The sequence below is a fragment of the Corynebacterium sp. Marseille-P4321 genome (assembly GCF_903645305.1).
Taxonomy (GTDB): Bacteria; Actinomycetota; Actinomycetes; order Mycobacteriales; family Mycobacteriaceae; genus Corynebacterium.
The window spans coordinates 173,985-200,369 of the sequence record NZ_CAHJXO010000001.1 but is presented as its reverse complement, the minus strand read 5'-3'; the positions used below and the strand labels follow the sequence as shown (position 1 = coordinate 200,369).

Genomic DNA, 26,385 nt, shown 5'->3' with positions numbered 1-26,385 from the left:
GGTAGTGCAGATGACTCACAAACCGACATCGATGAGCTGCTGCTGCACGCGCCCCGCCGCCTCATCAACGCGCTCCGGCGGGATGTAGCCGTTCTCCACGCACCACACCACGTGGTCGATGATCTCCGCCAAACCCGCGCCGGAAGACCACAACGCCTGGTCCGCGCCGGAGCCGATCGCCCGGGCCACCGCATGGATCGTCGGCGCGTAATCCAAAATCCCGCGCATACCCGACAAATCGTCGGTGACCACCACCCCGTCAAACGGCACCCCGCCGGGATAATCGCCCTCCCGCAGGATGCGGTACGCCTCCGGGTCCATCGAACTCGGCACCCCATCGGCGCCAAGGCCCGGCACGATCATGTGCCCCATCATCACGCTCGCGTGCGGGAAACGCTCAAGCAGCGGGCCGTACGGCAGAAGGTCGGAGCGCTTCAGCTCGTCCAACGGCGGCGTGGTGGCCAACTCCAGGTGCGTATCGCCGGAGGCACGCCCGTGGCCCGGGAAGTGCTTGAAGGTGGGGGTGACGCCGGCGTCGATAAGCCCCTGCGAAAACAACCCCGCGACGCGCTCCACCTCGCGCGGATCGGTGCCGAACGCGCGGTCCCCGATAATCTCCAACCCCGCCGTATCAAGGTCGACCACCGGCGCGTAATCCACATTCACCCCGTACGCGCGCAAGGCGCGGCCGATGTCGTAGCCGGTGCCGCGAATCGCCGCATCCTCGCGCGCCGCCAAATCGCGCGGCGGCATGAACTCGCCGAACACGCTGGTGTGGCGCTGCACGCGGCCGCCCTCAAAATCAATCGCCACCGAGAACGGACGCGCGTACTCAGCGCGCAACGCGTTGATGTTGCGGCCTTCCTCCGTGAGCAGTTTCGGGTCCGCCCAGCTCGGAATAATCAACCCGCCGGCGCCCTGGTCGAGCGCGAAGCGGGCCTGGGCGTAGTTGCTCACGCCCACCACCATGAGGCTGGCCACCCGCTCGCGCAGGTCGCGCTCCGGCTCCACCACCCGCTCCTGCGTCGGCCCCTGCGGCGCGTCTTCGGCGCCCGGCTGGTTTGGGGCGGCGTTGACGGCCGCGTCGTTTGGCGCCGTGTCGTTTGGCGCCGTGTCGTTTGGCGCCGTGTCGTTTGGCGCCGCACCGTCCGGGGCGGGGGCGCACGCGGCAAGCGTGACGGTGAGGGCGGCCGCAAGCGAGGCGGCCCGCGCGCGACGGGATGCTCGCATCCTCATGCCCCTCACCTCACCTTGCTTATCCCTGGCGCCGCCCGACACGGCCGCCGGGACCCGAGCGCGAAACGTCGCCTACTGTACACCTGCGCTGGTAGGCTCCACGGACATGTCCCACCGAGTGTTCACTGCGCCCGCCGCGACCGCCAGCGCCGCCTCCCCTGTGCTGGCCAGCACCGTTGTCGGCGTGGTGCTCGGCGTGGTGGGCATTGTGGGGGTCGCGTCGTTTTCCGGGCAGTCCGAGGTGCCGCAAGGCACGGCCGTGACCGCCGACGAGGCAGTGCTCGGCGGCCCGGAGTACGGCTCGCGCAAGTAACGCCATGCGGCAACGCTGGCGGGCACCGCTGCGCGAGCGCGCACGTGGGCGCGAACCGTGGCGCGCACACGCCGCCGGCTGGGTGGCGCTGTGGCTCATTGCGTTCCTCCAGCCCCCAGGTGAGGTGGCGGCGGACACGAAGTTCGACCTCGTGGCCAACCCGGCGCGCTTTTTGGCGCGGGCGACGCACGCGTACACCGACGAGTTCCCGCTTGGCCAGGTGCAGAACCAGGCGTACGGGTACCTGTTCCCGCAGGGGGCGTTTTTCCTCGCCACCTCCCCGCTTCCCGATTGGGTGCAGCAGCGCCTGTGGTGGGCGCTGCTTTTGTGCGTGGCGTACTCGGGCGCGTTGGTGTTGGCGCGGCGCGTCGGCATGCGCGGCGTGGGCCCGGTGGTGGCGGCGGGGTTGTACGCGTTATCGCCGCGCATCCTCACCACGCTTACGGCGATTTCGTCGGAGGCGTGGCCGGTTGCGCTCGTGCCGTGGACGCTCGTGCCGTTGGTGGCGCGTCGGCCGCAGGTGGCGCCGTCGATAGTGGCGGTGTTTTGCATGGGCGCGGTCAACGCCACGGCCACCATCGCGGCGTGCCTGCCGGCGGCGCTGTGGCTTATCGCGCGCCGCGAGCCGCTCAAGGCCGCGCAGTTCACGCTTGGTGCGGCGGCGGTGTCGGCGTGGTGGATCGGCCCGCTTTTGGTGCTGGGGCGGTATTCGCCTCCGTTTACGGAGTTCATCGAGTCCGCGGCCGTGACCACCGCGTGGCTCAACCCGGTGGAGATCCTGCGCGGCACGACGAGTTGGGCGCCGTTCGTGGAGACGGAGCGCGTCGCCGGGCACCTGCTCGTCTCTGGGCCGGCGTTCATCATCGCCACGAGCCTGGTCGCCGCGTTCGGCCTAGCGGGGCTCGCCCGGCGCGACATGCCGTGGCGCGGTCCGCTTCTTGTCGTCTTCTCCGTCGGGTTCGCGTTGCTTGCATCGGCGCACATGCACGCATCGCTTTACGACGCCACCCTCGCCCCTTTCCGCAACCTTCACAAATTCGACCCCTTGGTGCGCCTGCCGCTGGTGCTCGGCGCCGGGTGGTTGGCGTCGAAGGTGCGTGCGCCGCAGCTCACGGCGGTACTCCTTGCGGCCGTGGTGGCTGTCGCGCCCGCGTGGTCGCTGCGCCTGCTCCCCCAGGGCACCTGGCGCGAGGTCAGCCCCGACTGGGTCGCCGCCGGGCAATGGCTCGACGAGCACGCCTCGCACACCCGCACCCTCGTCGTGCCGGCGGTGCCGTTCCCCCGCCAAGACTGGGGCTGGACGCGCGACGAGCCGATCCAGGCGCTCACCGGCACCCGCTTCGCGTTCCGCGACGCGATCCCACTGGTGGACCCGGAGGCGATCCGCGGCCTCGACGGGCAGGTTGAGGCCATCGACGCGGAGGCGTTGCGCTCGATCGGGGTGGGTGCGGTGCTGGTGCGTGGCGACGTCGATAAGCAAAAGCCCGACCTGGGCAAACCCACCGCAACCTTCGGCGACATCAACATCTACCTGCTCGAACCCGCCCGCGACATGATGCTCGCCGACACGCCATTGCTTATCGACGGCGCCGGCGAAACCCTCCCCCTCCTATGGCGCGAACTGGGCTACTTCCCCGCCGTCCTCGCAAGCTCGGACGGGGGCCAAATCGACATCGTCACCGACACGCCCGCGCTCGCCGCGCGCAACTACGGCGACGGGCGACAATCCGCCCACGTGCAACACGACTTCGAAGCCGCCGACCAAGTAGGCAACCGGCTCTACGACTACCCCTCCGCCGGACGCGACGTCGCCGTGCGAGCCGACCTGCCGGCCCGCGCATCCTCATCCTGGGCCGACGCCACCGCATTCGGCGGCGCACAACCCTCCAAGTCCCTCACCGCAGCCTTCGACGGCCTCGACGACACCGCCTGGTGGCCCGCCCCCGGCGACCCCGAACCCTGGATCGCCTTCGAACCCGACGGCGACACCGTCACCATCACCGCCACCGACGACACCACCGTAGCCCTAAGCAACGGCGACACCCGCCGCGAAATCTCCCTCGTTGGCGGGCAGCCGCGCACCGTGCGCAACGACTCCTACCAGTGGCTCTACCTCACCGAACCCGTCGGCATCGCCGAACTGTCCGGCGGCTCGCGCATCGTGGAAGTCGAAGGCACCGCCGACACGTACTTCTTCCAGCGCCTCTTCCCCGAAACCGACGTGTTGCAGCGCCGCTTCACCGTCGCGGAGGGCGGCAAGTTCACGCTGTCTTCGCCCGCGCTTATCGACGGCACAAAGCGCTCCGGCACCACCTTCCTCTCCGCCGGCCCCCACGAAGTGGTCACGGATGCCGAAACGCTGCTGATCACCCGCGGCGTGCCGGAGCTGCCCGCGTGGTCGCCCGTCGGCGTCGGCGGGGGCGACGACGGCGAGGGCGACGGGGGCGTCGGCGGCAGCGTCGGCGACGTCACGGCCGCCGAGCACGACCGCCTGCTTCTGACCACCCGCGCATTCAACTCGGGCCTGCGCGCTTCGGTGGGCGGCGTGGAGCTTGCGCCCACGCGCGTCGACGCCGGCGCGCAAGCGTTTGAGGTGCCCGCCGGTGTGGGCGGCGAGGTGCGCGTCTGGTTCACCGGCGAGGACGCGTACCGGTACTCGCTGCTGTTCGGCGGGGCGTTTTCGCTGTTGGTGGCGGCTTGGTGTCTGTGGGTGCCGTGGCGGCGCTTCGAGCGGTGGGAGCCGGCGGCACCTGCGCGGCTGGTCGGCTTGCTGCCCGCTGTGCCCGCCGTCGCCGCCGTTGCCGCCTCGCCGCTGTGGGGCACGCTCGCTGTGGGGCTTGCGTGGGCGGTGCGCCGCTTCACCGCGCTGCCCGCGCGCTGGCTTGCCGGTGCGGCGATGGCGGCGTCGGGATTGGCACTGGCGCGCGCGCCGTGGCCGGCGGCCGACTACGCGGGCTCGAGCGCCTTCACTGTCGCGGCGTGCCTGTTCGCCGTGGCGTGCCTTTCCTGGCCGGACGGAGCAAACAGAAGGACAAACAGCGTACAGGTTGACAAACGCGCTGGCTAGAGGCTGCACACTCTAATGTGCAGCCCCTTGTGCGGCCGCGCGGGCCCGGTTTAGCGTGGGGCACATGACACCGTTTGAAGCGTTTCTGGGGGCGTTGCCGTCGATAGACGTGCTCGTGGGCTTCGACAGGCGCGCCGCCGTCGCTGCCGGTGTGAGTCCCTCGCAGGCGTCGTCGTGGGCCGGGCTGCACGAGGTGTACTACGGCACGACGCGCTTCACGGCGAAGCAGCGGGAGGCCCTCAAGCTGGCGGGGGCGTTTTCGCTGGAGCAGCTGGTGTACATCGAGCGCCGCCTCAAGGCTGTCGACGGCGACGCGGAGCGCTGGCAAGCACGCCTAGACATGCTGGCGCGCCCCGGCACGTTCCATACGCTCAAGGACCGCGCGGACGAGGTCGCTCCCCAAAAGCCGAAGCCGCGGGAGGAATCGCTGCGCATGACGCAGTCTATCGACGGTTTCCGCGGGCTGTACGTGTGGGCGGAAGAGCGCAAGCTCGCGAACCTGGACCACAAACTCTTCACCATGCTGGACGACACCAAGCCCGTTATGCCCCAGAACGTGGCCAACTTCTTCGAGTTGCTCGGCAACGGCGGCGTGGCCGAGGCGGTGCCGCGCCCGCAGGTGCTCATACCGCTTCCGCAGTACACGCAGATTACGCAAGGGCTTGGCGACGACACCGTACTGCGACTCACCGACGGCACCACCATGACCGGCGCCGAGTACCTGGCGAAGTTCCACGGTGAGGCGCTTGAGGTCGCGCTTTTCCACCCGAAGGAAGGCCCGGTGAACCTCTACGACACGCAACGGTCGGCCAGCGCGAAGCAGCGCGACTTGGCTCGCCTGGTGCTGCCGGGTTGCCCGGTTCCGGGGTGCCGCCGCGGCGCCGACCAGTGCGAGGCGCACCACGTCAAGGCGTGGAAACACGGCGGCGCGACGAACATGTCAAACCTGGCCATGCTGTGCAGGTACCACAACCGCACCAACGACGACGATGACCACCTGCGAAGACGCGGTCGCATCGTCATGGTCAACCACACCCCGGTGTGGTGCTCACCCCACGGGTACCAGGTGCAAACGAAGCACCACCGCTACGGCGCCATGTACGCACTATTCGGCGTGTAGGCGCGCACCTTCGCCTGCGCTTGCGCCCGCCCCGCCGCGCTCGGCGTCTCTGGCGCCCGCCCCGCTGCGCTCGGCGCCGCTGGCGTCGCGCCCGGTGCGCTCGGCGTCGCGCTCGAGGTCACGCTCTTCGGCGCCCACTCTGCTGCTAGCCCCGTCGCTCGTGCGCGCGGGGATTCTGGCGCGCAACCAGCGGGCGCAGGGGACCTCGACGAGCTCGTAGGAGATGAAGGCCACGGCGATGGAAGCGGTGAGCGTCGCAAGCAGCACGAGCGCAAAGTGTCCCCCGAACAGCGGCACGCCCAGCACCGGGAACACCCAGTACAACACCGCCATGTGCCACAAGAAGATGGAGTAGCTCCACTTCCCCAGCGCGCGCATCGGCGCGGACGCCAACACCGTGCCCGAAAACCGCGGCCCGAGCGCGTACGGGGCGACCACAAGCGCCGCGAACAGCGCACCCAAGATCACGCGCGCGTTGAACTCGCGCGGCGTCGGGTGCGCAAGCCCCGCCGGCCCGACCGCACCGGCGAACCACGCCACCGGCAACGCCGCCAGCGCGAACGGCCAGCGCGGCCCGGCGTAGCGCACGCCATAGCGCTCCAGCTCCGCGAGCACCAACCCCACGGCGAACCACGGCGCGTAGGAAAACGGCCAGATCTGCAGGTTCAGCACGTCCGGGTCGTAGTGGCCCCACACCACCCACGGCCACAACAACCCCACCACGCACGCCGCGATGAGCGCCCCCCAGCGCCCCGCTGCCCCAGCGCCATATACGCCGGCAAGACGAGGTAGAAGGTGCACTCGATGGACAGGGACCATAGGTGCGTGAGCCCGTCGATAAGCGAGCCCGGCACAAACACGCACAAGCGCAACATTCGCCACCACCTGCGACAACGAAACCCGCGCGAGCGGCGGCAACGTGAGCAACACCACGCCCACGCACACGAGGTACGCCGGGGCGATGCGCGCGAAGCGCCGCGCGAAGTAGCCGCCGCGCCACGGCCCCCGGGCAAGCAGGAACGCCGACAATGCGAAGAAGACGGCGACGAAGAAGTCGAAGCGCTCGAGAAGCGGGGAGCCAACGGCGGTCTGGAACGCCACGTGCGTGGTCACGATGCCCAACGCCGCCACGGCGCGCAGTCCCTCGAGTTCCGGCAGCATTGGCCTAGTGTATCGGTGTGCCCATTGGTGTGAAGAAAGCGTTTGGCGTTGTCGCGGTGTGTTTCGCGCTCAACCTCGCCTCGCCGTGGGTGGTGTCGCAGCAGCGCACGCTCACCCCCGGCGAGCAGAGCATGCTTTTCGACGGCCCCACCTCCCACACCCGCACCCTGACCTTAAGCAAGGAACGCAAAAAGCTCGTTGCGGCCGTGGCGGTGGACGGCGCCGAGGTGGACCGCTTCGCCATTGATCCGGCCACCCGCATGCCGACTGCCACCGGGCGCGCCGGGTTGGGGCCGCTTTTGCCGTACGAACCGCAGCGTAAGACGTACCCGCTGCACACCGCGGGCGGCGACGTGGCGCTGGACTACATAGGCGCGGGTGCGGTGCGCGGGTTGGAGACGCTAAAGTACCGGGCCGATGTCGGCGAGTGCGAGCGCGTCGTGGACGCAGAGCGGCGCACCGGCCGGGTGGTGGACGAGGTGTTTACGTGCCCGGGTGCGCAGTACCGGTTGGCGGAGGCGTCGAAGGCTGAGGCTGTCGCGGCGGCTCGCGACGATGTGGCGATGCTGCGCGGGCTGCAGGTGATGGCGGTGCTCACGCGGTTGATTGGCGGGGTGGCGTTTTTGGCGGGGTTGTACGCGTATGCGCGCCGCTAGGTGGCTTTTCGCCTACGGCGTGGTGCTGGTGGCGGCGGTGACGTGGCCGTTTTTGGTGCCGGGTGAGGCGTTTTTGCACCGCGACATGGTGGTGTTCGATGGTATGGCGCTCACGCGTGCGGCGTTGGGGTTCGGCGATTTGCCTGCGCGTAACGTGCCGCAGGACGCGCTTTTGGCGGTTGTGCCGCACCCGGTGTTGGTGTTGCGTGTGGTGATGGTGGGTGCGGCTGCGGCTGCGGCGTGGGCTGGGTGGCGCTTGGGCCGCACGAACGCGGGGAAGGCGGCGGCGATGACGGTTGCGGTGTTCAACCCGTTTGTGGTGGAGCGGATGCTGCAGGGGCAGTGGTCGTTGGCGGTTGCGGCGTGGCTTGTGCCTGCGGCGGCGCTGGGGTGGCGCGAGCGAGCGCGCCGTGGGCGGTGTGGCGCATTGGGCGGCGTCGCTGACGCCGAGTGGGGCGCTGGCGGCGGCGGTGTTCGCGCGCGGGCGGCTGGGGGCGGTGACGTCCGCGGTGACGTGCGCGCCGTGGGCGGTAGCCGGGATGCTTGCGGCTGGGGGCGGGCGCGCGCGCGCGTCGGCGGCGGCGTTCGCGCCGCGCGCGGAGGGGCACGTGGGCACGTTGGGGGCGTTGCTCGGTTTGGGCGGGGTGTGGAACGCGGCGGCGGTGCCGGCGTCGCGGGAGGTGGGCTTCGCGCTGTTCGGGGTGGTGTTGTTCGGGCTGCTCGCGCTGGGGTGGCGCGCGGTGCCGCGGGGGTGGCTGCTCGCGGCGGGGGCGGGGTTTGCGGTGGCGGTGGCGTCGTGGGCTGGGTTTTGGCGCCGCTGGTTGAGCGGGTGCCCGGGGGCGGATTGCTTCGCGACGCCCAGAAGTGGCTCATCCTCGCCCTTCCCGCGTTCGTGGCGGCGGCTGGGGCGCTGGAGGCGCGGGTGGCGAAGGCGGCGGCGGCGTGTGCGTTGTTGCAGGTGCCGGATGCGCCGGTGGCGCTTGCGACGCTGACGCCGTCGCAGCTGGAGGTGGTTGAGGTTGATCATGGTGGGCGCGATGTGTTGTTTGAGGGGGCTTCGTCGCTTGTGCTTATCGACGGCACCCCCACCGTCAATCCCACCTTCAAGGCTATGAACGTGGTTGAGCCCGGCGCGTTGGTGGTGGACGGCGTGGTGGTGGACGCGCCGAACGCGCGGTGGGTGGCGGCGCAGGGAGCGGATGTGGGGACGCTGCGGGCGTTGGGCGTCGGGTTGGTGGTGCACGCTGATGGCTCGGTGACCGATACGGGGGCGCCGGCAAAGCCGCTTCCGCCTGCGGGTGTTGCGTTGTTTGCCCTGTGGTTGACGGTCCCCCTGCTCGCACTGTGCCCTAAATCACAAAAGTCTTCCGCGCGGCGCTGACCTGCGCGAACGGCAGGATTAGTTGGCAATCACCAACGAATGGCACCCGCCAACGATTGGCGTTCTTGCATGGTTAACTCCGCGTGTTTAAAGTGAACGCCAGATGAACGAAAGGTTACATCCGAGGAGGCCGCTTCGATCTGGCCCCGCCTTTCACACGACTTGAAGACAGAAAGGATACGCACCATGCGCACCTACACCGACATCAATAACATCGACTTTTCCATCATCCGCGAGCGCGCCCTGCGCAACATCCGCGAGGACCTCTACGCCGAGCACCGCGACTGGCTCGACGAGATGGAGTACAACGACGCCTTCGACGCCGTGGTGCGCCACCACAAGGCCACCGCCGAGGTCGAGGACTACATCCCCGTGCTCGTCGAGGCCGAGATGAAGGAGCGCCTGCGCACCGGCGAGCTGTTCCCCGCCGTCGCGTAGACGTCGAAAAGCAAAACTAGCGCCCGCACCCGCGGGCTTTTTTGCTATTGTCGCCACGTCGGGCCTTGAAGGTCCGGCAAGCCCACCCAGCGAACGCCAAACCCCACGCCGCCCGGGGGCAAACGGGCGGCTTGCATGGCGCCCCATGGCTCAGCGGGGCTGGAGCGGTTCGATTCCGCCCGAAGTCACACATCCCCGAGCCTGCACACCGCACACGGGCACATCACCCCGGAAAGCCGGGGAAGGCATTGAACACATTTCACTACCGCGGCGTTGGGGGTGGGCCCAACACACTTTGGAGGTACACATGCTGCTCGCAGAAGCACTGTCCAAGCGCGCCGAGGCGCAAGACCGTCTCAACCGCGTCCAGGTACGTCTCGTCGAAGGCGCCCTCATCCAGGAGGGCGACACCCCGCCCGAGGACCCGGCCGAGCTGCTGCAAGAGGCCGCGGCGCTCATGCAGGAAATCGAGACGCTGGTGCGCCGCATCAACCACACCAACGCGCAGACACCGTTCGAGGACGCGACGCTCACCGACGCCATCGCCCGCCGCGACGCCACCCTGAGAGCCAAGCACCTCTACCAGCAGGTCGCCGAAGCCGGCGCCGGCCGCCAGGCGCGCTACTCGCGCTCCGAGGTGCGCTACGTCCCCACCGTCGACGTCAAAGCGCTGCGCACCATGGCCGACGACGCCGCGAAGGCCTACCGCGAGCTGGACACCAAAATCCAGCAGCTGAACTGGTCAACGGAACTGCTCTAGCAGCCGCTCCCAGCGCCGCCCCGTCTCCGCCCAGGAAAACGACGCCGCCCAGCGCCGCGCGGGCCCGCTCATCTCCGGCGCGGCCGCAAGCGTCTCGCGCACCGCCGCGGCGAACGACTCCCCGCGGCGCACCAGCCGGCCCGTCTCGCGGTCGCGGATGGACTCGCGCACCCCGCCCGCGTCCGCGAACGCCACGGTGGGCACCCCGTGCTGCGCCGCCTCAATCACCGCAATCCCCCACCCCTCCTTGCGCGACGGCAGAAGGTGCAGCCGGGCACGCTCCAGCAGCGCGTGCTTGTGCTCCTCGGAGACGTGCCCGTGGAAGACCACCTTCTCCGGGCCCAGCCCGCGCTCGCGGGCGTACTCGCGCAGGTTGTCCTCCCACCAGCCGGAGCCGACCACGTCGAGCACCACCCCGTCCATCGCGGCGGCGGCGTCGATGGCCATCTCGATACGCTTGTGCGGCACCAGCCGCGACAGGGTGACGAGGTGGGGCACGGTGCCGTCGAGAAGCAATGACTCCTTCGGCACCTCGTCGACGCCGTTGGCGATGATCTCCACCGCCGACCCGTCGACCCCCAACGCCTCGAGGTCGCGCCGCGACGCCTCCGACACCGTCACGTACTGCGCGCCGCGGTACACGCGCGGCGCCACCTTCGACTCCAAAAACCAACCCAGCCGCCCGATCACCGGCCCGGCGACGGGCCACTGCTCCCGGTGGCAGTGGTGCGTGAGCAGCACCACCGGGCGGCGCGTGAACAGCCGCGCGAAGAACGGGATGCCGTTTTGCGTGTCCACGATCACGTCCGGCCGGTTGCGCCAAATGGACAGCGGCGCAAACACGTACACCCCGTACTTGCCGCCGGCGCGTTCGTAGCGCACCCCGCCGCGCATCGAACGCCGCGGCGCGTCGGTGTGCTTCGCGGTGCGGTAAATCACCTCGTGCCCGGCCGCCGCGAGGTGCTCGCCGACGCGCTCGAGGTAGCGCTCCGAGCCGCCGCCCTGCGGGTGGGTGGTGTCGCGCCAGCACATGAGCAGTATCTTCATCGGTATGCACCGTACCCGACGCATGGCCACGCTTTCACGCTCGCTGCGGCTGCTGCGCGCGTTCGCCTACGAGCAGTTCCGCCCGCGCATCTTCTACTCGCTGCTCGCCCGCGACACACATTCGCTTACCGACGCCTTGTCGCGCGACCTTTCCGGCACCCCGCTTGCCGGTTCGTCGGTGCTGGATGTCGGCGGCGGGCCGGGCTACTTCGCCGACGCGTTCTCGGACTGTTGGTACGTGGGCCTGGAGCCGAGCGTGTCCGAAATGAGTGCGGCGGGCCTGTCCGGCTACGGCGCGGTGCGCGGCGACGGCGCGGCCCTGCCGTTTCGCGACGGCTCCTTCGACCTGGTGTACTCCTCCAACGTCGCCGAGCACATCCCCGACTGGCGCGCCATGGGTTCCGAAATGCTGCGCGTGGCGAAACCCGGCGGCCTGGTGGTGCTCAGCTACACGGTGTGGCTCGGGCCCTTCGGCGGGCACGAAACGGGGCTGTGGCAGCACTACGTCGGCGGGGAGTTCGCCCGCCGGCGCTACGAGAAGGTGCACGGGCACCCGCCGAAGAACGTGTGGGGCACTTCGCTTTTCGACGTCTCCGCCTCCGACGGCCTCACCTGGGCCGAATCCACCGGCCAGCTGGTGGCGGCGTTTCCGCGCTACCACCCGGCTTGGGCGTGGTGGGTCACGAAAGTGCCGGTGTTGCGCGAGTTCGCGGTGTCGAACCTGGTCCTCGTCCTGCGGGTGTAGACGAAGATATACGAAGGTATACGAACCTACTGAAGGCCTCACATGCTTCGCCGTCGACGGAGATAATTCACATACACCTTCGCTGTCGTCCTAACCCGAAAGGAGCACTCAGTTGCGCCCGCTTCAACTCCCATCTTCCATCCAGGGAGCTCTTGACCAGTTCCGTTCTTCACCGCAGAATGCGCTCGCCATCGGCACCGCATTGGTTACTCTCATTCTCCTCATCGCATCTCCGTTCATCGCGAACACGCTATCTGAGGCACCGCCCGTAGAACCGCAAAATGGCGAGTCAGTGATTCAGGTAGTGACTACTGACGGCAAATCTGCCGGGGTGTGTGCCCTCGGTGGTCTCGTGCAGGAAAAGGTGCACTACACGGACAAAGACTCCATCTACCGGACGCAACTTCTGCCAGGTGCGCACACCATCAGTGCTTCTTGCCCGAGCGTTGCCGCGTTGTCCTCGGGTAGCCGGACACTCGAAGGGAAGACAACCGTCACCGTCGCTGAAAAACCGCAAGTGGTTCGTATCGTCGTTCGTTAGTGTTGAGGCTGCTTTAAGTGGCGTGCCAGAAAAGATCCACCGGTAAGGAGCCCCGTGCGAAGCAAGGCTAGAGGTCGCTCTCTACCGGTTCTGAAATCAACGCGAACCAATTACCAAAAGAGCGATCACGTCCCCGTGAGAGTTCCAATATCCGTTGCTCTCGGGTGCGTATCAGCTGCGCTTTTCGTTGTACGCTGCTTCCTACCTCCACCGGGTATTGTCATTGGATTCTTTCTTGCCTGCCTCGCTGCAACTCTGCCAATCTCCGTTTGGTACCCGACACTCGCTGCCGCATCGTTCCTACTACTTCTTTCCTCACTCGAAATTGCTGGAACGTACGCCGATTTACTTGTGCTGCTGGGTTATCCCCTGATGGGAAGCCTGGCTGCTCAAAGAAACATCTGGTGGTGTCTTGCATACGGAGCCGCGTTCTCAGTACTGGGCTTCTACTCAATCGAGGAGCGAAGATTCTCTGCGGACCCTTACTCAGTTACTACCCACGTAACCTTTTTGGTCATCGCCTTTTTCTGCGGTTGGTGGTTAAAAACGCAGCTCCACCGCCGCTACATCAAACGGGCGAAAGTTTTGCGTGAGCGTGACGAGCTAGCGATCCTTACCCACAACACGGTGGCAGCTGAACTTACCTCTCTTGTCGTCCGGTTAGAGGTACTCGCAATGGAAAACCCGCAACTCAAGAAACAACTGGACACATGCGCGGACTCAGCACGCTACACAATTTCCGATGTACGCGTCTTGATCGAAACGATGCGCGCGGCCACCTTATCCAGCCCAAAGTCAATTGCGGCACAGCCCGACACCGCGATAAAGACCATTGATCTGACGCTCCGCGCGCATGGTTTTCACACAAAGCTCGATGGTGCACTTGGACCGCTGATCGTTAGCGAGGAATTCTGCCGAGTACTCGACGAGTGTCTGTCCGAGATCACGACAAACATTCTGAAATACGGTGATAGGTCCTCCGAAATCAGTATTTATTCTGGAGTGCAAGGAGGAGTGTTAACAGTCCGCATTGAGAATGAAGTCTCTTCGACTCCCGTGCCTTCCCAATCGAATCGCATGGGGTTAAGGATGATGAAACGACGGCTCGGGACTGTGAACGGTTCGCTATCGGTTAGGGATTCAGGCGAAACCTGGCAGACAGAGATTTCCATCCCCCTCAGTGAAGGCGGCTAATAATGATGCGTATTGGCTGCGTGGTGATTGGACGAAAGAATTCGTGGTGCAAGCGAACCCCTTGAGAATTTTGCTGGTCGACGACGACCCAGTAATTAGAGATTGTTTTCCCGCCTACTTTGCCGCGGTCCCCGATCTCACCGTTGCCGGTGTCGCCGACGACGGTCTCGCTGCACAGGAATGGCTTCGCGGGAACCGTTGCGAGATCGTGTTGTCGGACATCCAGATGCCTGAAGTTAACGGGATAGCGCTCCTGCGCTGGGTAAAGCAACTACCTCAGCCACCGCTTTTTGTAGCAATGACCGCATTCGACACTGATCGAAACTTGATTGCTACTCTCACCGAGGGCGCGGTGGGATACGTGGTAAAAAGTCAGCGGCCCCACGAGATAATTGAGGCGATCCGAGCTGCAGCGCACGGCAATTTAAGCATTTCCGCTCAAAGCGGGCGGCGGTTACTCACAACCCTCCGAAGCCCAGAAGATAAACCTGCGGAAGTGAGCCCAGACGTTTCAGATGAAGAACGTCAGCTTCTTCATCTGATTAGCCGCGGCTACACAAACCGTAGGATCGGTGGAGAGATGGATTACGCAGAGGTAACCGTGAAGAAAAAGGTCTCGGCGTTACTACGGAAATTTGGCGCGCAAAGCCGAGCTGAACTCGCTGCCCTAGCAAGAGAGTTGCCCTAAGCAAGAGTGCAAAGCGAAAGGCCCGCCAATCGGCGGGCCTCAAGGAGCGTGGCAAGCACCGGGGGCGGCGCTCGACCGGCGCCGCGCAGCGCGGCGGCTAGTCCGCCTTCACGCCGCGGGCGGCCTTGTTCTCGATCAGCGCCTTCGACACCGCCTCAGCGATCGCGGCCGCCATCTTCTGGGAGGCGTTGTTGGCGATCTTGATGCGCTCGCCGAGCTGGTCCAGCTCGCCGAGGATCTCCTGCGGCACGCGGGAGCCGAGCTCCTCGAGGTACTCGCGGGACTCCTCGAGGTCGTTGCGCCACAGCTCCGGGTCCGGGTAGAGCGCCTCGCGCACGTCCTCGATCGGGGTGTCCAGGCCGGTCAGGTCGATGTCCTCGGCGCGGGCGGTGTGGCCCACCACCGTCTCGATGGCGCCGACGTTGCCCTCGATGCGGTCCACGATCCACTTCAGCACGCGCGAGTTCTCGCCGAAGCCCGGCCACAGGAAACGGCCGTCGTCGCCGCGGCGGAACCAGTTCACCAGGAAGATGGCCGGCATGCGGTCGCCGCCCTTCTCCCCCATGTCCAGCCAGTGCTGGAAGTAGTCGCCCACGTTGTAGCCCATGAACGGCAGCATCGCCATCGGGTCGTGGCGCAGCGAGCCCACCTTCGCCTCGGCGGACGCCGCGGTCTGGCCGGACGACAGCATCGCGCCGATCATGGTGCCGTGCTGCCAGTCGTACGCCTGGGTGACCAGGGGCACCGTGTCCGGGCGGCGGCCGCCGAACAGGATCGCGTCGATCTTCACGCCCTGCCAGTCGTCGAACTCCTCGGCCGCGGTCGGGCACTGCTCGATGGCCACGCAGTAGCGCGAGTTCGGGTGCGCCGCCTTGCGCGACTCCTCCGGCGTCCAGTCCTTGCCGCGCCAGTCGATCAAGTGCTCCGGGGTGTCGCCGTCCATGCCCTCCCACCACACGTCGCCGTCGTCGGTGAGCGCGACGTTGGTGAACAGGGTGTTGCCCGGCTCCATCGACTGCATCGCGATCGGGTTCGACGCGTAGTTGGTGCCCGGCGCCACGCCGAAGAAGCCGTTTTCGGGGTTGACGGCGTACAGGCCGTCGTCGCGAAGCTTCAGCCATGCGATGTCGTCGCCGACCACCTCGGCGGTCCAGCCTTCGAGCGTCGGGGTGATCATCGCCAGGTTGGTCTTGCCACACGCCGACGGGAACGCGCCCGCGATGTGGTAAGCCTTGCCCTCCGGGGAGGTGAGCTTCAAAATCAGCATGTGCTCGGCCATCCAGCCTTCTTCCTTCGCCATCACGGACGCGATGCGAAGCGCGTAGCACTTCTTGGCCAAGATGGCGTTGCCGCCGTAGCCCGAGCCGTAGGACCAGATCTCCTTCGTCTCCGGGAAGTGCGAGATGTACTTCGTCTCGTTGCACGGCCAGGCTACGTCCTCCTCGCCCGGCTCAAGCGGCGCACCGACAGAGTGCAGGCAAGGCACGAAGTTCTTGCCCTCGATCTTGTTCAGCGCCTCCGTGCCCATGCGGGTCATGATGCGCATGGACATCACCACGTACTCGGAGTCGGTCAGCTGCACGCCGAGCTTCGGATCCGGGTCGTCGATAGGCCCCATGCAAAACGGCACGACGTACATGGTGCGCCCCTTCATGGAGCCGTCGAAGTGCTCCATCATCTCCTCTTTGAGGCTCTCCGGGCGCGCCCAGTTGTTCGTCGGACCCGCATCGCCCTGCTTCACCGTGGAGATGAACGTGCGCGACTCCACGCGCGCCACATCCGACGGGTTGGAACGCGCCAGGTACGAGTTCGGGCGCTTTTCCTCGTTGAGCTTGATCAGCGTGCCCTTCTCCACGAGGTCGGCGGCCATGCGGTCCCACTCCTCCTGGGAGCCGTCGGCGAAAACAACCCGGTCCGGGTTGAAGGTCTCCACGGCGTTATTGATCCAGGCGATAAGCTGCTCGTTGTCGGTGGGGGCTTCGCCCTCGAGACGTTTGACTGCAGTGGTCATGGTCGCTCCTTCGGCGTTAGTTCATGCGTAAGTTCCAGCGTATCGAAACGGGTATTCATCTGGCCACGAGTTCGCCACCTCCACAGCAACCCCGGATATAACCGGCAGCACCACGGGGGTGGCGGTCACCCCCACCGCTTCGTCAACCGGCTGGGGTTTGACCCACGATCGGGGGTACCAAGAACTCGTCGATAAGCATCTGCGAAACTTGAATGCGATGAATACCCCTGATACCCCCCAACCGCGCCCCGGCACCGGCGAACTGCCCGCCGGCCGGCCGCTGCAAACCGACTTCGGCACCGGCCTTGACTACCCGCGGCTCGGTTCCGTGACCTTCCGGCGCGGCACGCTCACCGAAAACCAGGAAACGCTTTTCGACGAACACTGGCCACGCCTCGGCAAAGTACTGACGCAAGACACCGACGACGTCATCGACATCGACGCCTGGTTCGGGCGCGCAGGCCACCCCACAATCGTGGAAATCGGCTCCGGCACCGGCACCTCCACCGCCGCGATGGCGCCGCTGGAGGCCGACACCAACATCGTCGCCGTCGAGCTGTACAAGCCCGGCCTGGCGAAACTGCTCGGCGCGGTGGTGCGCGGCGGCATCGACAACGTACGGATGGTGCGCGGCGACGGCGTTGAGGTGCTCGCCCGCATGTTCGCGCCCGAATCGCTCGACGGGGTGCGCATCTTCTTCCCCGACCCCTGGCCGAAAGCCCGCCACCACAAGCGCCGCATCGTGCAATCCGGCACGCTGAACCTCATCGCCACCCGCCTCAAGCCCGGCGGGGTGCTGCACGTGGCCACCGACCACGCGGACTACGCCGAGTGGATCGACGAACTGGTGCACGTCGAGCCACAGCTGGAATACAAAGGCTGGCCCTGGGAAGACGCGCCGCTACTGACTGATAGACAAGTGATTACTAAGTTCGAGGGTAAAGGCCTGGATAAAGACCACGTCATCCGCGAGTACCTCTGGGAGAAGAAGTAACGATGGACCTGCAAGCGCTCACCCACCCGTACGCGCCCAGCGCCGCGCCTGGGCCCGAGAGCTACCTGCTGGTGTGGGACGCCCCCAACTTGGACATGGGGCTCGGCGCGATCCTGGGTGGGCGGCCCACCGCCGCGCACCGTCCGCGCTTCGACGCGGTTGGGCGTTGGCTTATTTCGCTTTCCGACGAGCGCTCCGCCACCCTCGGCCGCGCCATCGAGCCGGAGGCCACGGTGTTTACCAACGTCTCCGCCGCGGGCACCGACGCGGTGCGCCCCTGGGTGGAGGCGCTGCGCAACGTGGGCTTCGCCGTGTTCGCGAAACCGAAGAGCGACGATGACTCCGACGTGGACGCCGACATGCTCACCCACATCGACCGCCGCCGCGCCGAGGGCGTGCTGCAGGGCCTGGTCGTGGCATCGGCGGACGGGCAGAACTTCCAGGAACCCATCGGCGAGCTGGTAGCTGCGGGGGTGCCGGTGACGGTGCTCGGCTTCCACGAGCACGCCTCCTGGGCCGTGAACTCCCCGGACGTGGAGTTCGTGGACTTAGAGGACATCCCGGGCGTGTTCCAGAACCCGCTGCCGCGCGTGAACCTGGACCAGCTGCCGGAAGAGGGCGCGTGGCTGCAGCCGTTCCGCCCGCTGAAATCGCTGACGCGGGGCACCCGCGCGTAAAGGGAAGGAGGCTGAGGCGACGTGTTTTACTCCTGGGGCCGCTACGCCTACCGGCATCGCAAGATCATCCCCGTTGTGGTGGTGGTGCTCATCCTGCTGCTGCAAGTGTTCTTCGGAGCGAAGCTGGGCGAGCGCCTCTCCGGCGAGGGTTGGGAGGATCCGCGGGCGGATTCCACCACGGCGGCGGTCATCGAGCAGGACACGTTCGGCCGCGACAATTCCGGCGACGTCATCGTGCTGGTCAGCGCGCCGAACGGGGTGCAGGACCCAGCCGTGTTCGACGCCGCGAACCGGCAGATCAGCGCGCTGAAGGCGGACTTCCCCAACGAGATCGCCCACATCACCTCGTATTTCGACCACCCGAACCCGCAGCAGGTTTCGTCCGACGGCACGAAGGCGTTCGCGGCGATCGGGCTCGCGGGCGACGGCGAGCAAACGCTGAAAGACTTCCGCACCATCCAGCCAGCGCTTGAGAGCATTGAGCTTCCCGACGGCGCAAGCGTGCAGATCGCCGGCGCCACCGCAGTGGCCGACGCGTTGGATAAGGGCATGGCAGACGACATCGCACGCGCCGAGAAGATCGGCCTGGTGTTCATCGCGGTGATCTTGTTGTTCGTCTTCGGCGGCGTGGTGGCGGCGGGCATGCCGTTGATCGTGGGCATTTTGTCCATCATCGGCTCGCTGTCTCTGCTGGCCATTTTGGCGAAGTACCAGCAGGTCAACATCTTCTCACAGTCCATCATCACGCTCCTGGGGCTGGGCCTGGCCATCGATTACGGCCTGTTCATGGTTTCGCGCTTCCGCGAGGAGCTGGACCAGGGCAAGCCGGTCGAGGACGCCGTCGCCTCCACCACCGCCACCGCCGGCAAGACGGTGTTCTTCTCCGCGCTCATGGTGGGCGTGGCGTTGAGCGGCCTGCTGATGTTCCCGCAGGCGTTTTTGAAGTCGGTGGCTTACGGCGCAATCAGCGCGGTGGTGCTCGCGGCGGTGATCTCGGTGACCATGCTGCCGAGTTTGTTCGGCATGTTGGGTGGGAACATCGACAAGTGGTCGGTGCGCCGCCGCACCTCCCGGAAGGGCCGCTCCGTCGAGGACACGGTGTGGTACCGCATCCCCTCGTGGGCCATGCGCCACGCGAAAGGCGTCGTGGTCGGCGTGACGGCCGTTTTGATCCTGCTCACCGTGCCGATTGCGAAGATCTCCTTCGGCGGCATCAACGAGACCTACCTGCCGCCGGACCAGGCCACGCGCCAGGTGCAGGACGAGTTCAACGAGGAATTCCCCCAGTTCCGCACCGACCCCATCAAGCTGGTGGTTGCGGGGGCGACGAACGAGCAGCTTATCGACGTCTACGTGCAGGCGCGCCAAATCGAAGGCCTCGCAGCGCCTTTAAAGCCTGCCCACCCGACGCAAGACGGGATCACGGTCCTTTCTGCGCCGTTGGCGGACCGAAACGGCGGGGCTGACGTCGTCAAGCAATTGCGAAACATCGACGCCGAAGTGGACACCTACGTCGCCGGCACCCCCGCCATGGAGGTCGAATCGATCGAGGCGCTGCTCGAGCGGCTGCCGTGGATGGCGCTCTACATGGTGCTGGCGACGTTTTTGCTGATGGCGCTTCTGTTCGGCTCGCTGATCCTGCCGGCGAAGGCAGTGATCATGAACGTCCTCGGCATCGGCGCGACCCTCGGCTTCCTCACACTCGTCTTCGTGCAAGGCGTGGGCGCGGGTGCACTGAACTTCACGCCGGGGCCGCTGATGAGCCCGGTGCTCGTGCTGATCATCGCCATCCTGTACGGGCTGAGCACCGACTACGAGGTGTTCCTCGTCTCGCGCATGGTGGAGGCGCGCGACGAAGGGGCACCGACGGACCGCGCGATCAAGGAAGGCACGGCGCACACCGGCGGCATCATCACCGCGGCCGCGGCAATCATGATCGTGGTGGCGGCCGCCTTCGCCCTGTCCGACATCGTGATGATGAAATACATCGCCTACGGCATGATCTTCTCGCTGGCCCTGGACGCCACAATCATCCGTCTGCTGCTCGTGCCCGCCGTGATGCACCTGCTGCGCGAAGACAACTGGTGGGCGCCGAAGTGGGTGCAGCGCACCGCAAGTTCGCTTGGCGACGGCTCCCGCGCCCCCGCCGCCCGCCCCCGCGGGGAGGACGCCGTCGCCGACATGGTGGTGGACACGCAGCCGTACCGCTCCGGCGTCTCCGTCGAGGAGGACACCACACTCGTGCCGTTCGACGAGCTCATTCGCCGCATCGACGAGCGAAACCGCCGCGACGCGCTCGGCCAGCTGAAGAAGAAAGAACTTGAGCGCTAACGCCGCGCCCGGGCCGCACAGCGCCGAGCAGTCGGCGCAGTCGGCGCAGTCGGCGCAGCCCGGGCAGCCTGCGCATCCGCCTGCCGACGGGGCGGGAACGGCGCGAAGGCAGCACCTGCGGCAGTGGCTGCGATGGCTCGCGCCCGTAGCCGCCATCGTGGCGCTTTTGGTGATCTTCCGCGACCGGCTGCCGTTCCTCAGCGAGGCGTGGGACGCGCTGTCGGAGGCCTCCCTCGGCCCGCTCGCCGCGGCCGTCGCCTCCGCGCTGGCCGCGATCGCCGCGATGAGCGGGGTGATGCAGGTCCTGCTGAACTTGGAGGGGCGCATCTGCGGGCCGCGGCGCACGAACGCGGTGGTGCTGGCGTCCAACGCGTGGTCCACCACCGTGCCCGGCGGCCCCGCGTTCTCCGCGTGGCTGACGTTCCGGGTGCAGCGCGCCTGGGGTGCGCCGGTGGGGCTGTGCGGGTTCTTCTTCGTCATCTCCGGCGCGCTGTCCACGGTGTGGATGGTGGTCATCGGCGCCGCCGCGGTGGTTCTGTTGGGGGCGCAGCTGTCGGTGTGGACGCTCGGCGCCATGTTCGCCGCCGCCGCCGGCACGACCGCGGCGATATTTTGGGCCACGCTGCACCCGGCGGTGCTGAAGCGGTGGGTGCGCTACCTGCCGGAGCGGCTGCGCGGGCGAGTCAGCGACGTGGTGGACGAGGTCGCCGCAATCCGGATGCGTGGCGGCGAGTTCGCGGCCGCGGCTGCGCTGTCGCTTTTCAACCAGATTCTCGACGTAGCCACCATGTACTTCGCCGTCTGGGCCGTATTAGGGTCCCCGCCCGGGGTCACGGCCGGGCTCAACGAGATCACGGTGATGGGCGTGACGCTGGCCTACATCATGACGAAGCTCGCGGGCGCCGCGCAGATCACCCCGGGCGGCTTCGGCACCGTGGAGCCGGTGGCCGCCGCCATGCTGGTGGCCGGCGGGATGACGTTGGTGCACGCCACCGCGGCGACGGTGGTGTACCGCGCGGTGTCGTTTGCGCTCATCACCGCGATCGGGTGGGTGGTCTACGCCGCGGTGTACGCCGGGCGCGGCTTCATGGCCGGGCGTCCGGCCGCTGGCAAAGCCGTTTGAATTTGCGTGACGTTTTATCTTGCGCGTGGCGTGCAACTTGGATCTATAGTTGCATTACATGAGCGTTTCCAGGATGTTTTACGGACGCAGCGTGGATTTTGAACGTGTCACGCCCATCGGCTGGCACGCGCACGAGGAGGGGGTTATCGCACTCCTGGATAGCTTCCGGCGGGTGCCAGACGGCCAGCGGGTGCGCCTGGCCAAGAAGACGTCGAACCTTTTCCGTTCCCGCGACGCGGGGAGCGCCGGGCTCGACGTGGATGGCCTGCGCGGCGTCATCGCCGTCGATCCAGTGACGAAAACCGCCGACGTGCAGGGCATGTGCACCTACGAAGACCTAGTCGACGCGACCCTGCCGTACGGCCTCGTGCCACTCGTGGTGCCGCAGCTGAAAACCATCACACTCGGCGGCGCCGTCTCCGGCATGGGTGTGGAGTCCACCTCCTTCCGCAACGGCCTGCCACACGAATCCGTGCTCGAGATGGACGTGCTGGTGGGCACCGGCGACGTCGTCACCTGCTCGCGCGAGCACAACGTTGCACTTTTCCGCGCGTTCCCGAACTCGTACGGCTCACTCGGCTACGCGGTGCGCCTCACCATCGAGCTCGAGGAGGTCGAGCCATTCATCGAGCTCCAGCACGTGCGTTACGACGACCTCACGGCTTTCCAGGACGCCCTGGCCGATGCCGCCGCCACCGGCGAATGGGGCGGACGCGCCCTGCACGGCCTCGACGCCGTCGCGTTCTCTCCCACCGAGCAGTACCTCGTCTGCGCCTTCCAGGCGGGCGAGGCGCCGGAGACCTCTGACTACACGCGCGACGCCGTGTACTACCGCTCGCTGCAGCACCCGTCGGGCGTGCACCACGACTTCCTCACTATCCGCGATTACATCTGGCGCTGGGACACCGACTGGTTCTGGTGCTCCCGCGCCTTCGGCACCCAAAACCCCAAGGTGCGCAAGTTCTGGCCGCGCGAGCTGCGTCGCAGTGCGTTCTACTGGAAGCTCGTGGGCCTGGACAAAAAGTACGACCTGGAGTACCGGTTCCTCAAGAAGCCGAAGGGCCTGCCGCGCACCGAGCGCGTCGTGCAAGACATCGAGGTGCGCGACACGCAGGTCGCCGACTTCCTCGACTGGTTCTTCAAAGCCAGCGATATCCAGCCGGTTTGGCTGTGTCCGATCCGGCTGCGAGACGGCGTCGATACGCTCGCTGGCGTCGGACTCGATGAGGAGGCACCGTGGCCACTCTACCCCCTCGAGCCGGCGACGACGTGGGTGAACGTCGGCTTTTGGTCCGGCGTCCCGGAGGTGGAGCCGGGGGCCTTCAACAAGGTCATCGAGCGGAAGGTCTCAGACCTCGGCGGACACAAGTCCCTGTACTCGGAGGCGTTCTACGACCGCGTCGAGTTCGAGCGCCTCTACGGCGGGGACCTGCCGGAGCGGATGAAAGCCCAGTACGACCCGGACCGGCGCTTCCCGGGCCTCTACGAAAAGACAGTGGAAAACGCGTAGGAGAATGACCATGCAGATGACCGTGGCGGATATCGTCGACACCCTCTTCCCCTCTGGCACCCCGTTCAGGTGGGAAGCCTTCGACGGCTCATCAATGGGACCGGCGGACGCCAAGCACACCGTGAAGGTGAACAGCCCCGGGGGCCTGTCCTACATAGTCACCCACCCCGGCGACGTCGGCCTCGCCCGCGCCTGGGTCACCGATGGCCTGACGGTTGAAGGCGCGCACCTCGCCCACCCTTACGATGTCTTCGATGACATGCGCACCCTCTACAGCAATTACAAGCGCCCGAACCCGCGCGAGCTCGTCCGCATCGCACGCTCCCTGCGCTCCATGGGCGCACTGCAGATCCAGCCAATTCCGGAGGCGGAGCAAGCGTCCTGGTTCGAGCGCACCATCCGCCAGGGCCTCGCCCCGCACTCGAAGGAACGCGACGCCCAGGTTATTTCGTCCCACTACGACGTGGGCAACGACTTCTACGAGCTGTTCCTCGGCGACTCCATGGCCTACACCTGCGCCTACTACCCCACCCCGGACGCCACGCTCGACGAGGCACAGGAAAACAAGTTCCGCCTCGTCTTTGAGAAGATGAACCTTAAGCCCGGTGACAAGCACCTCGACGTCGGCTGTGGCTGGGGCTCCATGGTGCGTTACGCAGCCCGCCAGGGCGTGAAGTCCCTCGGTGTCACCCTCTCGGAGGAGCAGGCCGAGTGGGCGCAGGCGAAGATCAAGGAGGAGGGCCTTGAGGACCTCGCGGAGGTGCGCTTCCTGGACTACCGCGACGTCACCGAGACCGACTTCGACGGCATCTCTTCGATCGGCCTGTTGGAACACATCGGGGTGAAGAATTTCGCCTCGTACTTTGAGTTCCTCGCCGGCAAGCTGCGCCCGGGTGGCGTGATGGTCAACCACTGCATCACCTACCCGGACAACCACAAGACGTCGCAGGGCGGCTTCATGAACCGCTACATCTTCCCGGACGGCGAGCTCACCGGCTCCGGCACGATCATCTACGAGATGCAGGACCACGGCTTCGAAGTCTTCCACGAGGAGAACATCCGCTTCGACTACATGCGCACGCTGCACGACTGGTGTGAGAACCTCAAGGCCAATTGGGACGAGGCAGTCGCGCTCGTCGGCGAGAACACTGCCAAACTGTGGGGCATGTACATGGCGGGCTCCGAATGGGGTTTCGAGCACGACGTCGTGGAGCTGCACCAAGTCGTGGGCATCAAGCTTGCTAGCGACGGCTCCCGCGTCGGCACACCTGAGCGCCGGTGGTGGAACGACTCGGTGTTCTAGAGTGGCTGGCATGAGCAACACCATCTCCAAGCCCTACGCCATCGCCGCCGACTACGTCGCCATCGCCGCCTTCGCCCTCTTGGCCCGCGCTGCCCACCAGACCGAGGAGATGCCGTTCAACTTCACCGGCTGGCTGTCCACCCTGTGGCCGTTTGCCCTGGGGGTGACGCTGGGGTGGCTGATCACCCGCAAGAACAACGGTGGGATCATCTGGATCGTCACCGTGGTCACCGGCCTGGTCATCTGGGGTATCCGCAACCAGGCCATCCCCCACTGGTCGTTCATCATCGTCGCCACCACCATGTCCGCGCTGCTGATGCTGGGCTGGCGCGGCGTGGCAAAACTCGTGCGCAAATAACAAAACGCACCCGCCAACCAAACGGGTGCGTTTTCGGCGTACAGGCTTAGAAGCCGATGCCGAAGTTCCAGGCCGGGTTTCCGGTCTGAATGCCATTGATAAACCAGATCAGCATGCTGACCAGGTCGCCGACGATGTCAAGGGTAGAAGAGAGCATGGGTCAAAACCTTACTAGAGGGGACTAATCGTGTGCTTCTTAGGCAGGTCGAATTCCTGCTTGGATGTTAGTTGGCGAAGGGCGCGCCGTAAAGCGACGCGGGTTTGGTTCGGCTCAATCATCTGGTCGATGTAGCCGCGCTCCGCCGCGACGTACGGCGACGTCATCTCGGCGTCGTAGAAGTCCATGAACATTTTCTTCATGGCTTCGCGTTGCGTGGGGTCGTCGATAGCCGCAAGCTGCTTGCCCTGCAGCATGACCACCGCGGCGGCCGAGCCCATCACCGCGATCTGGGCGGTGGGCCACGCCAGGTTCAAGTCGCCCGAGAGGTTCTTCGAGCCCATCACGGCGTACGCGCCGCCGTAGGCTTTCCGCACGATGAGCGCGATCTTCGGCACCGTGGCCTCCACGCCGGCGAAGGCGAACTTGGCGCCGCGGTGAATCAGCCCCTGGCGCTCCTGCTCCACGCCGGGCAGGTAGCCGGGTGTGTCCACGACGTAGACGATGGGGATGTTGTACGCGTCGCAGGTGCGGATGAATCGCGCGCCCTTGTCGGCGGCGTCGGCGTCGATGCAGCCCGCGAGGTACATCGGGTTGTTCGCCACGAAGCCGACGGTGCGCCCGTCGATGCGGCCGAACGCGCAAATGAGGTTCTCGGCGTACCCGGCTTGGACTTCGAGGAGGTCTTCGTCGTCGCCCAGCTGAACGAGCAGGTCCATCATGTCGTAGCCGGCGTTGGTGTCGTCGGGCATGAAGGCATCGAGGGCGGTGTCGTCGAGTTCGTCGTCCGCCGGGGCGTCGACAAGCGGCGGTGCGTCGAACGCCGAGGTAGACAGGTGCGAAAGGAGGTCGCGCACGTAGTCGAATGCTTCCTCCTCGCTGCCCACGACGGCCTGGATGTTGCCGGCTTGCTCCTGCACGCGGGCGCCGCCGAGTTCGGCGGATGTGATGTCTTCGCCGGTGACCTCGCGGATCACATTCGGGCCGGTGACGTACATCTCGCTTTCCCCGTCGACGGCGACGACGAAGTCGGTAGTCACCGGGGCGTACACCGCGCCGCCTGCGGATTTGCCCAGCATGATGGAGATCTGCGGGCAGCGCCCCGACAGCGGGAGTTGGCGCCGCGCGATCTCGGAGTACATGGCAAGCGACGTCACGGCGTCCTGGATGCGGGCGCCGCCGGAATCCTGGATGCCGATCACGGGGCAGCCGATCTTGATCGCGAACTCCATCACCTCGGTCACCTTGCGCCCGAACGTCACGCCGACGGAGCCGCCGTAGACGGTCTTGTCGTGCGCGTACACCGCCACCGGCCGCCCGTCGACGCGCCCGTAGCCTGTGACTACGCCGTCGGAGTACACCGCGTCCTTGTCGCCCGGGGTGCGGGCGAGCGCGCCGATTTCCACGAAGGAGCCTTCGTCGAGTAGCGCGTCGATGCGTTGGCGCGGGGTGGTGCGCCCGGCGTCGTCGCGCCGCTTGCGCGAGCGCTCCGATCCCGGGTCTTGGGCTTTGGCTAGTCGCTCGCGCAGGTCGGCGAGCTTGGCGGCAGTGGAGCTTTTGCTCATCGACGCTTC

22 protein-coding genes and 1 pseudogene are annotated in these 26,385 nt (G+C 66.6%); 18 read left to right on the top strand and 5 right to left on the bottom strand.

Annotated elements, in window-relative coordinates; all coding sequences use genetic code 11:
* Positions 1–15: 15 nt before the first annotated feature.
* Complete coding sequence (locus tag HWX32_RS00860) at positions 16–1,230, bottom strand: glycoside hydrolase family 3 protein (protein WP_175934355.1); 1,215 nt, start codon at positions 1,228–1,230, stop codon at positions 16–18.
* A gap of 112 nt (positions 1,231–1,342) precedes the next feature.
* Here HWX32_RS00860 and HWX32_RS00855 point away from each other — a divergent pair, with 112 nt between their 5' ends.
* The 3 genes from HWX32_RS00855 to HWX32_RS00845 all read left to right on the top strand — a co-directional run bounded on the left by HWX32_RS00855 (position 1,343) and on the right by HWX32_RS00845 (position 5,736).
* The gene (locus HWX32_RS00855; RefSeq protein ID WP_075466571.1) at positions 1,343–1,549 is read left to right on the top strand and encodes a DUF2613 family protein; all 207 of its coding nucleotides are present in this window, start codon (positions 1,343–1,345) and stop codon (positions 1,547–1,549) included.
* Positions 1,550–1,553: 4 nt separating this feature from the next.
* Positions 1,554–4,616 (top strand): alpha-(1->3)-arabinofuranosyltransferase family protein, encoded by a 3,063-nt coding sequence (locus HWX32_RS00850; protein WP_175934354.1) that lies wholly within the window; start codon positions 1,554–1,556, stop codon positions 4,614–4,616.
* Positions 4,617–4,680: 64 nt separating this feature from the next.
* A complete protein-coding gene (locus tag HWX32_RS00845; RefSeq protein ID WP_175934353.1) occupies positions 4,681–5,736 on the top strand; it encodes an HNH endonuclease signature motif containing protein in 1,056 nt (351 codons plus the stop codon).
* On the opposite strand, the gene HWX32_RS00840 is transcribed toward HWX32_RS00845, so the two are convergent.
* On the bottom strand, positions 5,722–6,897 hold the full coding sequence (locus tag HWX32_RS00840) for an acyltransferase (protein WP_254868192.1): 1,176 nt from the start codon (positions 6,895–6,897) through the stop codon (positions 5,722–5,724). The genes HWX32_RS00845 and HWX32_RS00840 overlap by 15 nt on opposite strands.
* A 29-nt stretch (positions 6,898–6,926) precedes the next feature.
* On the opposite strand from HWX32_RS00840, the gene HWX32_RS00835 reads away from it, so the two are divergent.
* The 4 genes from HWX32_RS00835 (at position 6,927) to HWX32_RS00820 (ending at position 10,132) form a co-directional block, all read left to right on the top strand.
* Complete coding sequence (locus tag HWX32_RS00835) at positions 6,927–7,553, top strand: hypothetical protein (protein ID WP_175934352.1); 627 nt, start codon at positions 6,927–6,929, stop codon at positions 7,551–7,553.
* Positions 7,540–8,934 (top strand): hypothetical protein, encoded by a 1,395-nt coding sequence (locus HWX32_RS00830; protein WP_254868191.1) that lies wholly within the window; start codon positions 7,540–7,542, stop codon positions 8,932–8,934. The genes HWX32_RS00835 and HWX32_RS00830 overlap by 14 nt, the downstream gene beginning before the upstream one ends.
* Positions 8,935–9,120: 186 nt before the next feature.
* The gene (locus HWX32_RS00825; protein ID WP_075466581.1) at positions 9,121–9,372 is read left to right on the top strand and encodes a three-helix bundle dimerization domain-containing protein; all 252 of its coding nucleotides are present in this window, start codon (positions 9,121–9,123) and stop codon (positions 9,370–9,372) included.
* Positions 9,373–9,679: 307 nt separating this feature from the next.
* Entirely contained in the window at positions 9,680–10,132 is a 453-nt protein-coding gene (locus HWX32_RS00820; protein ID WP_075466583.1) for a DIP1984 family protein, read from the top strand.
* Here the strand turns inward: HWX32_RS00820 and HWX32_RS00815 are convergent.
* Positions 10,115–11,179: a glycosyltransferase family 4 protein gene (locus HWX32_RS00815; RefSeq protein WP_175934351.1), complete on the bottom strand. Its 1,065-nt coding sequence runs from the start codon at positions 11,177–11,179 to the stop codon at positions 10,115–10,117. The genes HWX32_RS00820 and HWX32_RS00815 overlap by 18 nt on opposite strands.
* Before the next feature lie 4 nt (positions 11,180–11,183).
* On the opposite strand from HWX32_RS00815, the gene HWX32_RS00810 reads away from it, so the two are divergent.
* The 4 genes from HWX32_RS00810 to HWX32_RS00795 all read left to right on the top strand — a co-directional run bounded on the left by HWX32_RS00810 (position 11,184) and on the right by HWX32_RS00795 (position 14,347).
* The gene (locus HWX32_RS00810) at positions 11,184–11,924 is read left to right on the top strand and encodes a class I SAM-dependent methyltransferase (protein ID WP_175934350.1); all 741 of its coding nucleotides are present in this window, start codon (positions 11,184–11,186) and stop codon (positions 11,922–11,924) included.
* A gap of 112 nt (positions 11,925–12,036) precedes the next feature.
* Entirely contained in the window at positions 12,037–12,465 is a 429-nt protein-coding gene (locus tag HWX32_RS00805; RefSeq protein WP_175934349.1) for a hypothetical protein, read from the top strand.
* A 351-nt stretch (positions 12,466–12,816) separates the two neighbouring features.
* Positions 12,817–13,659, top strand: coding sequence for a sensor histidine kinase (locus HWX32_RS00800; protein ID WP_175934348.1), 843 nt, complete (start codon positions 12,817–12,819; stop codon positions 13,657–13,659).
* A complete protein-coding gene (locus tag HWX32_RS00795; protein ID WP_175934347.1) occupies positions 13,646–14,347 on the top strand; it encodes a response regulator transcription factor in 702 nt (233 codons plus the stop codon). Before HWX32_RS00800 ends, HWX32_RS00795 begins: the two co-directional genes overlap by 14 nt.
* A gap of 202 nt (positions 14,348–14,549) precedes the next feature.
* Here the strand turns inward: HWX32_RS00795 and HWX32_RS00790 are convergent.
* Positions 14,550–16,358 (bottom strand): annotated as a pseudogene (locus tag HWX32_RS00790) (phosphoenolpyruvate carboxykinase (GTP)); the annotation flags it as partial.
* Between the two features lie 217 nt (positions 16,359–16,575).
* Here HWX32_RS00790 and trmB point away from each other — a divergent pair.
* The 7 genes from trmB to HWX32_RS00755 are packed head-to-tail and all read left to right on the top strand — an operon-like array spanning position 16,576 to position 24,654.
* Complete coding sequence (gene trmB, locus HWX32_RS00785; protein WP_175934345.1) at positions 16,576–17,352, top strand: tRNA (guanosine(46)-N7)-methyltransferase TrmB; 777 nt, start codon at positions 16,576–16,578, stop codon at positions 17,350–17,352.
* Between the two features lie 2 nt (positions 17,353–17,354).
* Positions 17,355–18,029, top strand: coding sequence for an NYN domain-containing protein (locus tag HWX32_RS00780; protein WP_175934344.1), 675 nt, complete (start codon positions 17,355–17,357; stop codon positions 18,027–18,029).
* A 21-nt stretch (positions 18,030–18,050) separates the two neighbouring features.
* Complete coding sequence (locus HWX32_RS00775) at positions 18,051–20,360, top strand: MMPL family transporter (RefSeq protein WP_175934343.1); 2,310 nt, start codon at positions 18,051–18,053, stop codon at positions 20,358–20,360.
* Positions 20,350–21,483, top strand: coding sequence for a YbhN family protein (locus tag HWX32_RS00770; protein WP_254868187.1), 1,134 nt, complete (start codon positions 20,350–20,352; stop codon positions 21,481–21,483). The genes HWX32_RS00775 and HWX32_RS00770 overlap by 11 nt, the downstream gene beginning before the upstream one ends.
* 58 nt (positions 21,484–21,541) lie before the next feature.
* A complete protein-coding gene (locus HWX32_RS00765) occupies positions 21,542–22,993 on the top strand; it encodes an FAD-binding oxidoreductase (RefSeq protein WP_175934342.1) in 1,452 nt (483 codons plus the stop codon).
* Positions 22,994–22,997: 4 nt separating this feature from the next.
* Positions 22,998–24,296, top strand: coding sequence for a cyclopropane-fatty-acyl-phospholipid synthase family protein (locus HWX32_RS00760; protein ID WP_254868186.1), 1,299 nt, complete (start codon positions 22,998–23,000; stop codon positions 24,294–24,296).
* Between the two features lie 10 nt (positions 24,297–24,306).
* Complete coding sequence (locus HWX32_RS00755; protein WP_254868185.1) at positions 24,307–24,654, top strand: DUF3054 domain-containing protein; 348 nt, start codon at positions 24,307–24,309, stop codon at positions 24,652–24,654.
* A gap of 171 nt (positions 24,655–24,825) precedes the next feature.
* On the opposite strand, the gene HWX32_RS00750 is transcribed toward HWX32_RS00755, so the two are convergent.
* Positions 24,826–26,376, bottom strand: coding sequence for an acyl-CoA carboxylase subunit beta (locus HWX32_RS00750; protein ID WP_175934341.1), 1,551 nt, complete (start codon positions 26,374–26,376; stop codon positions 24,826–24,828).
* Positions 26,377–26,385 lie beyond the last annotated feature (9 nt).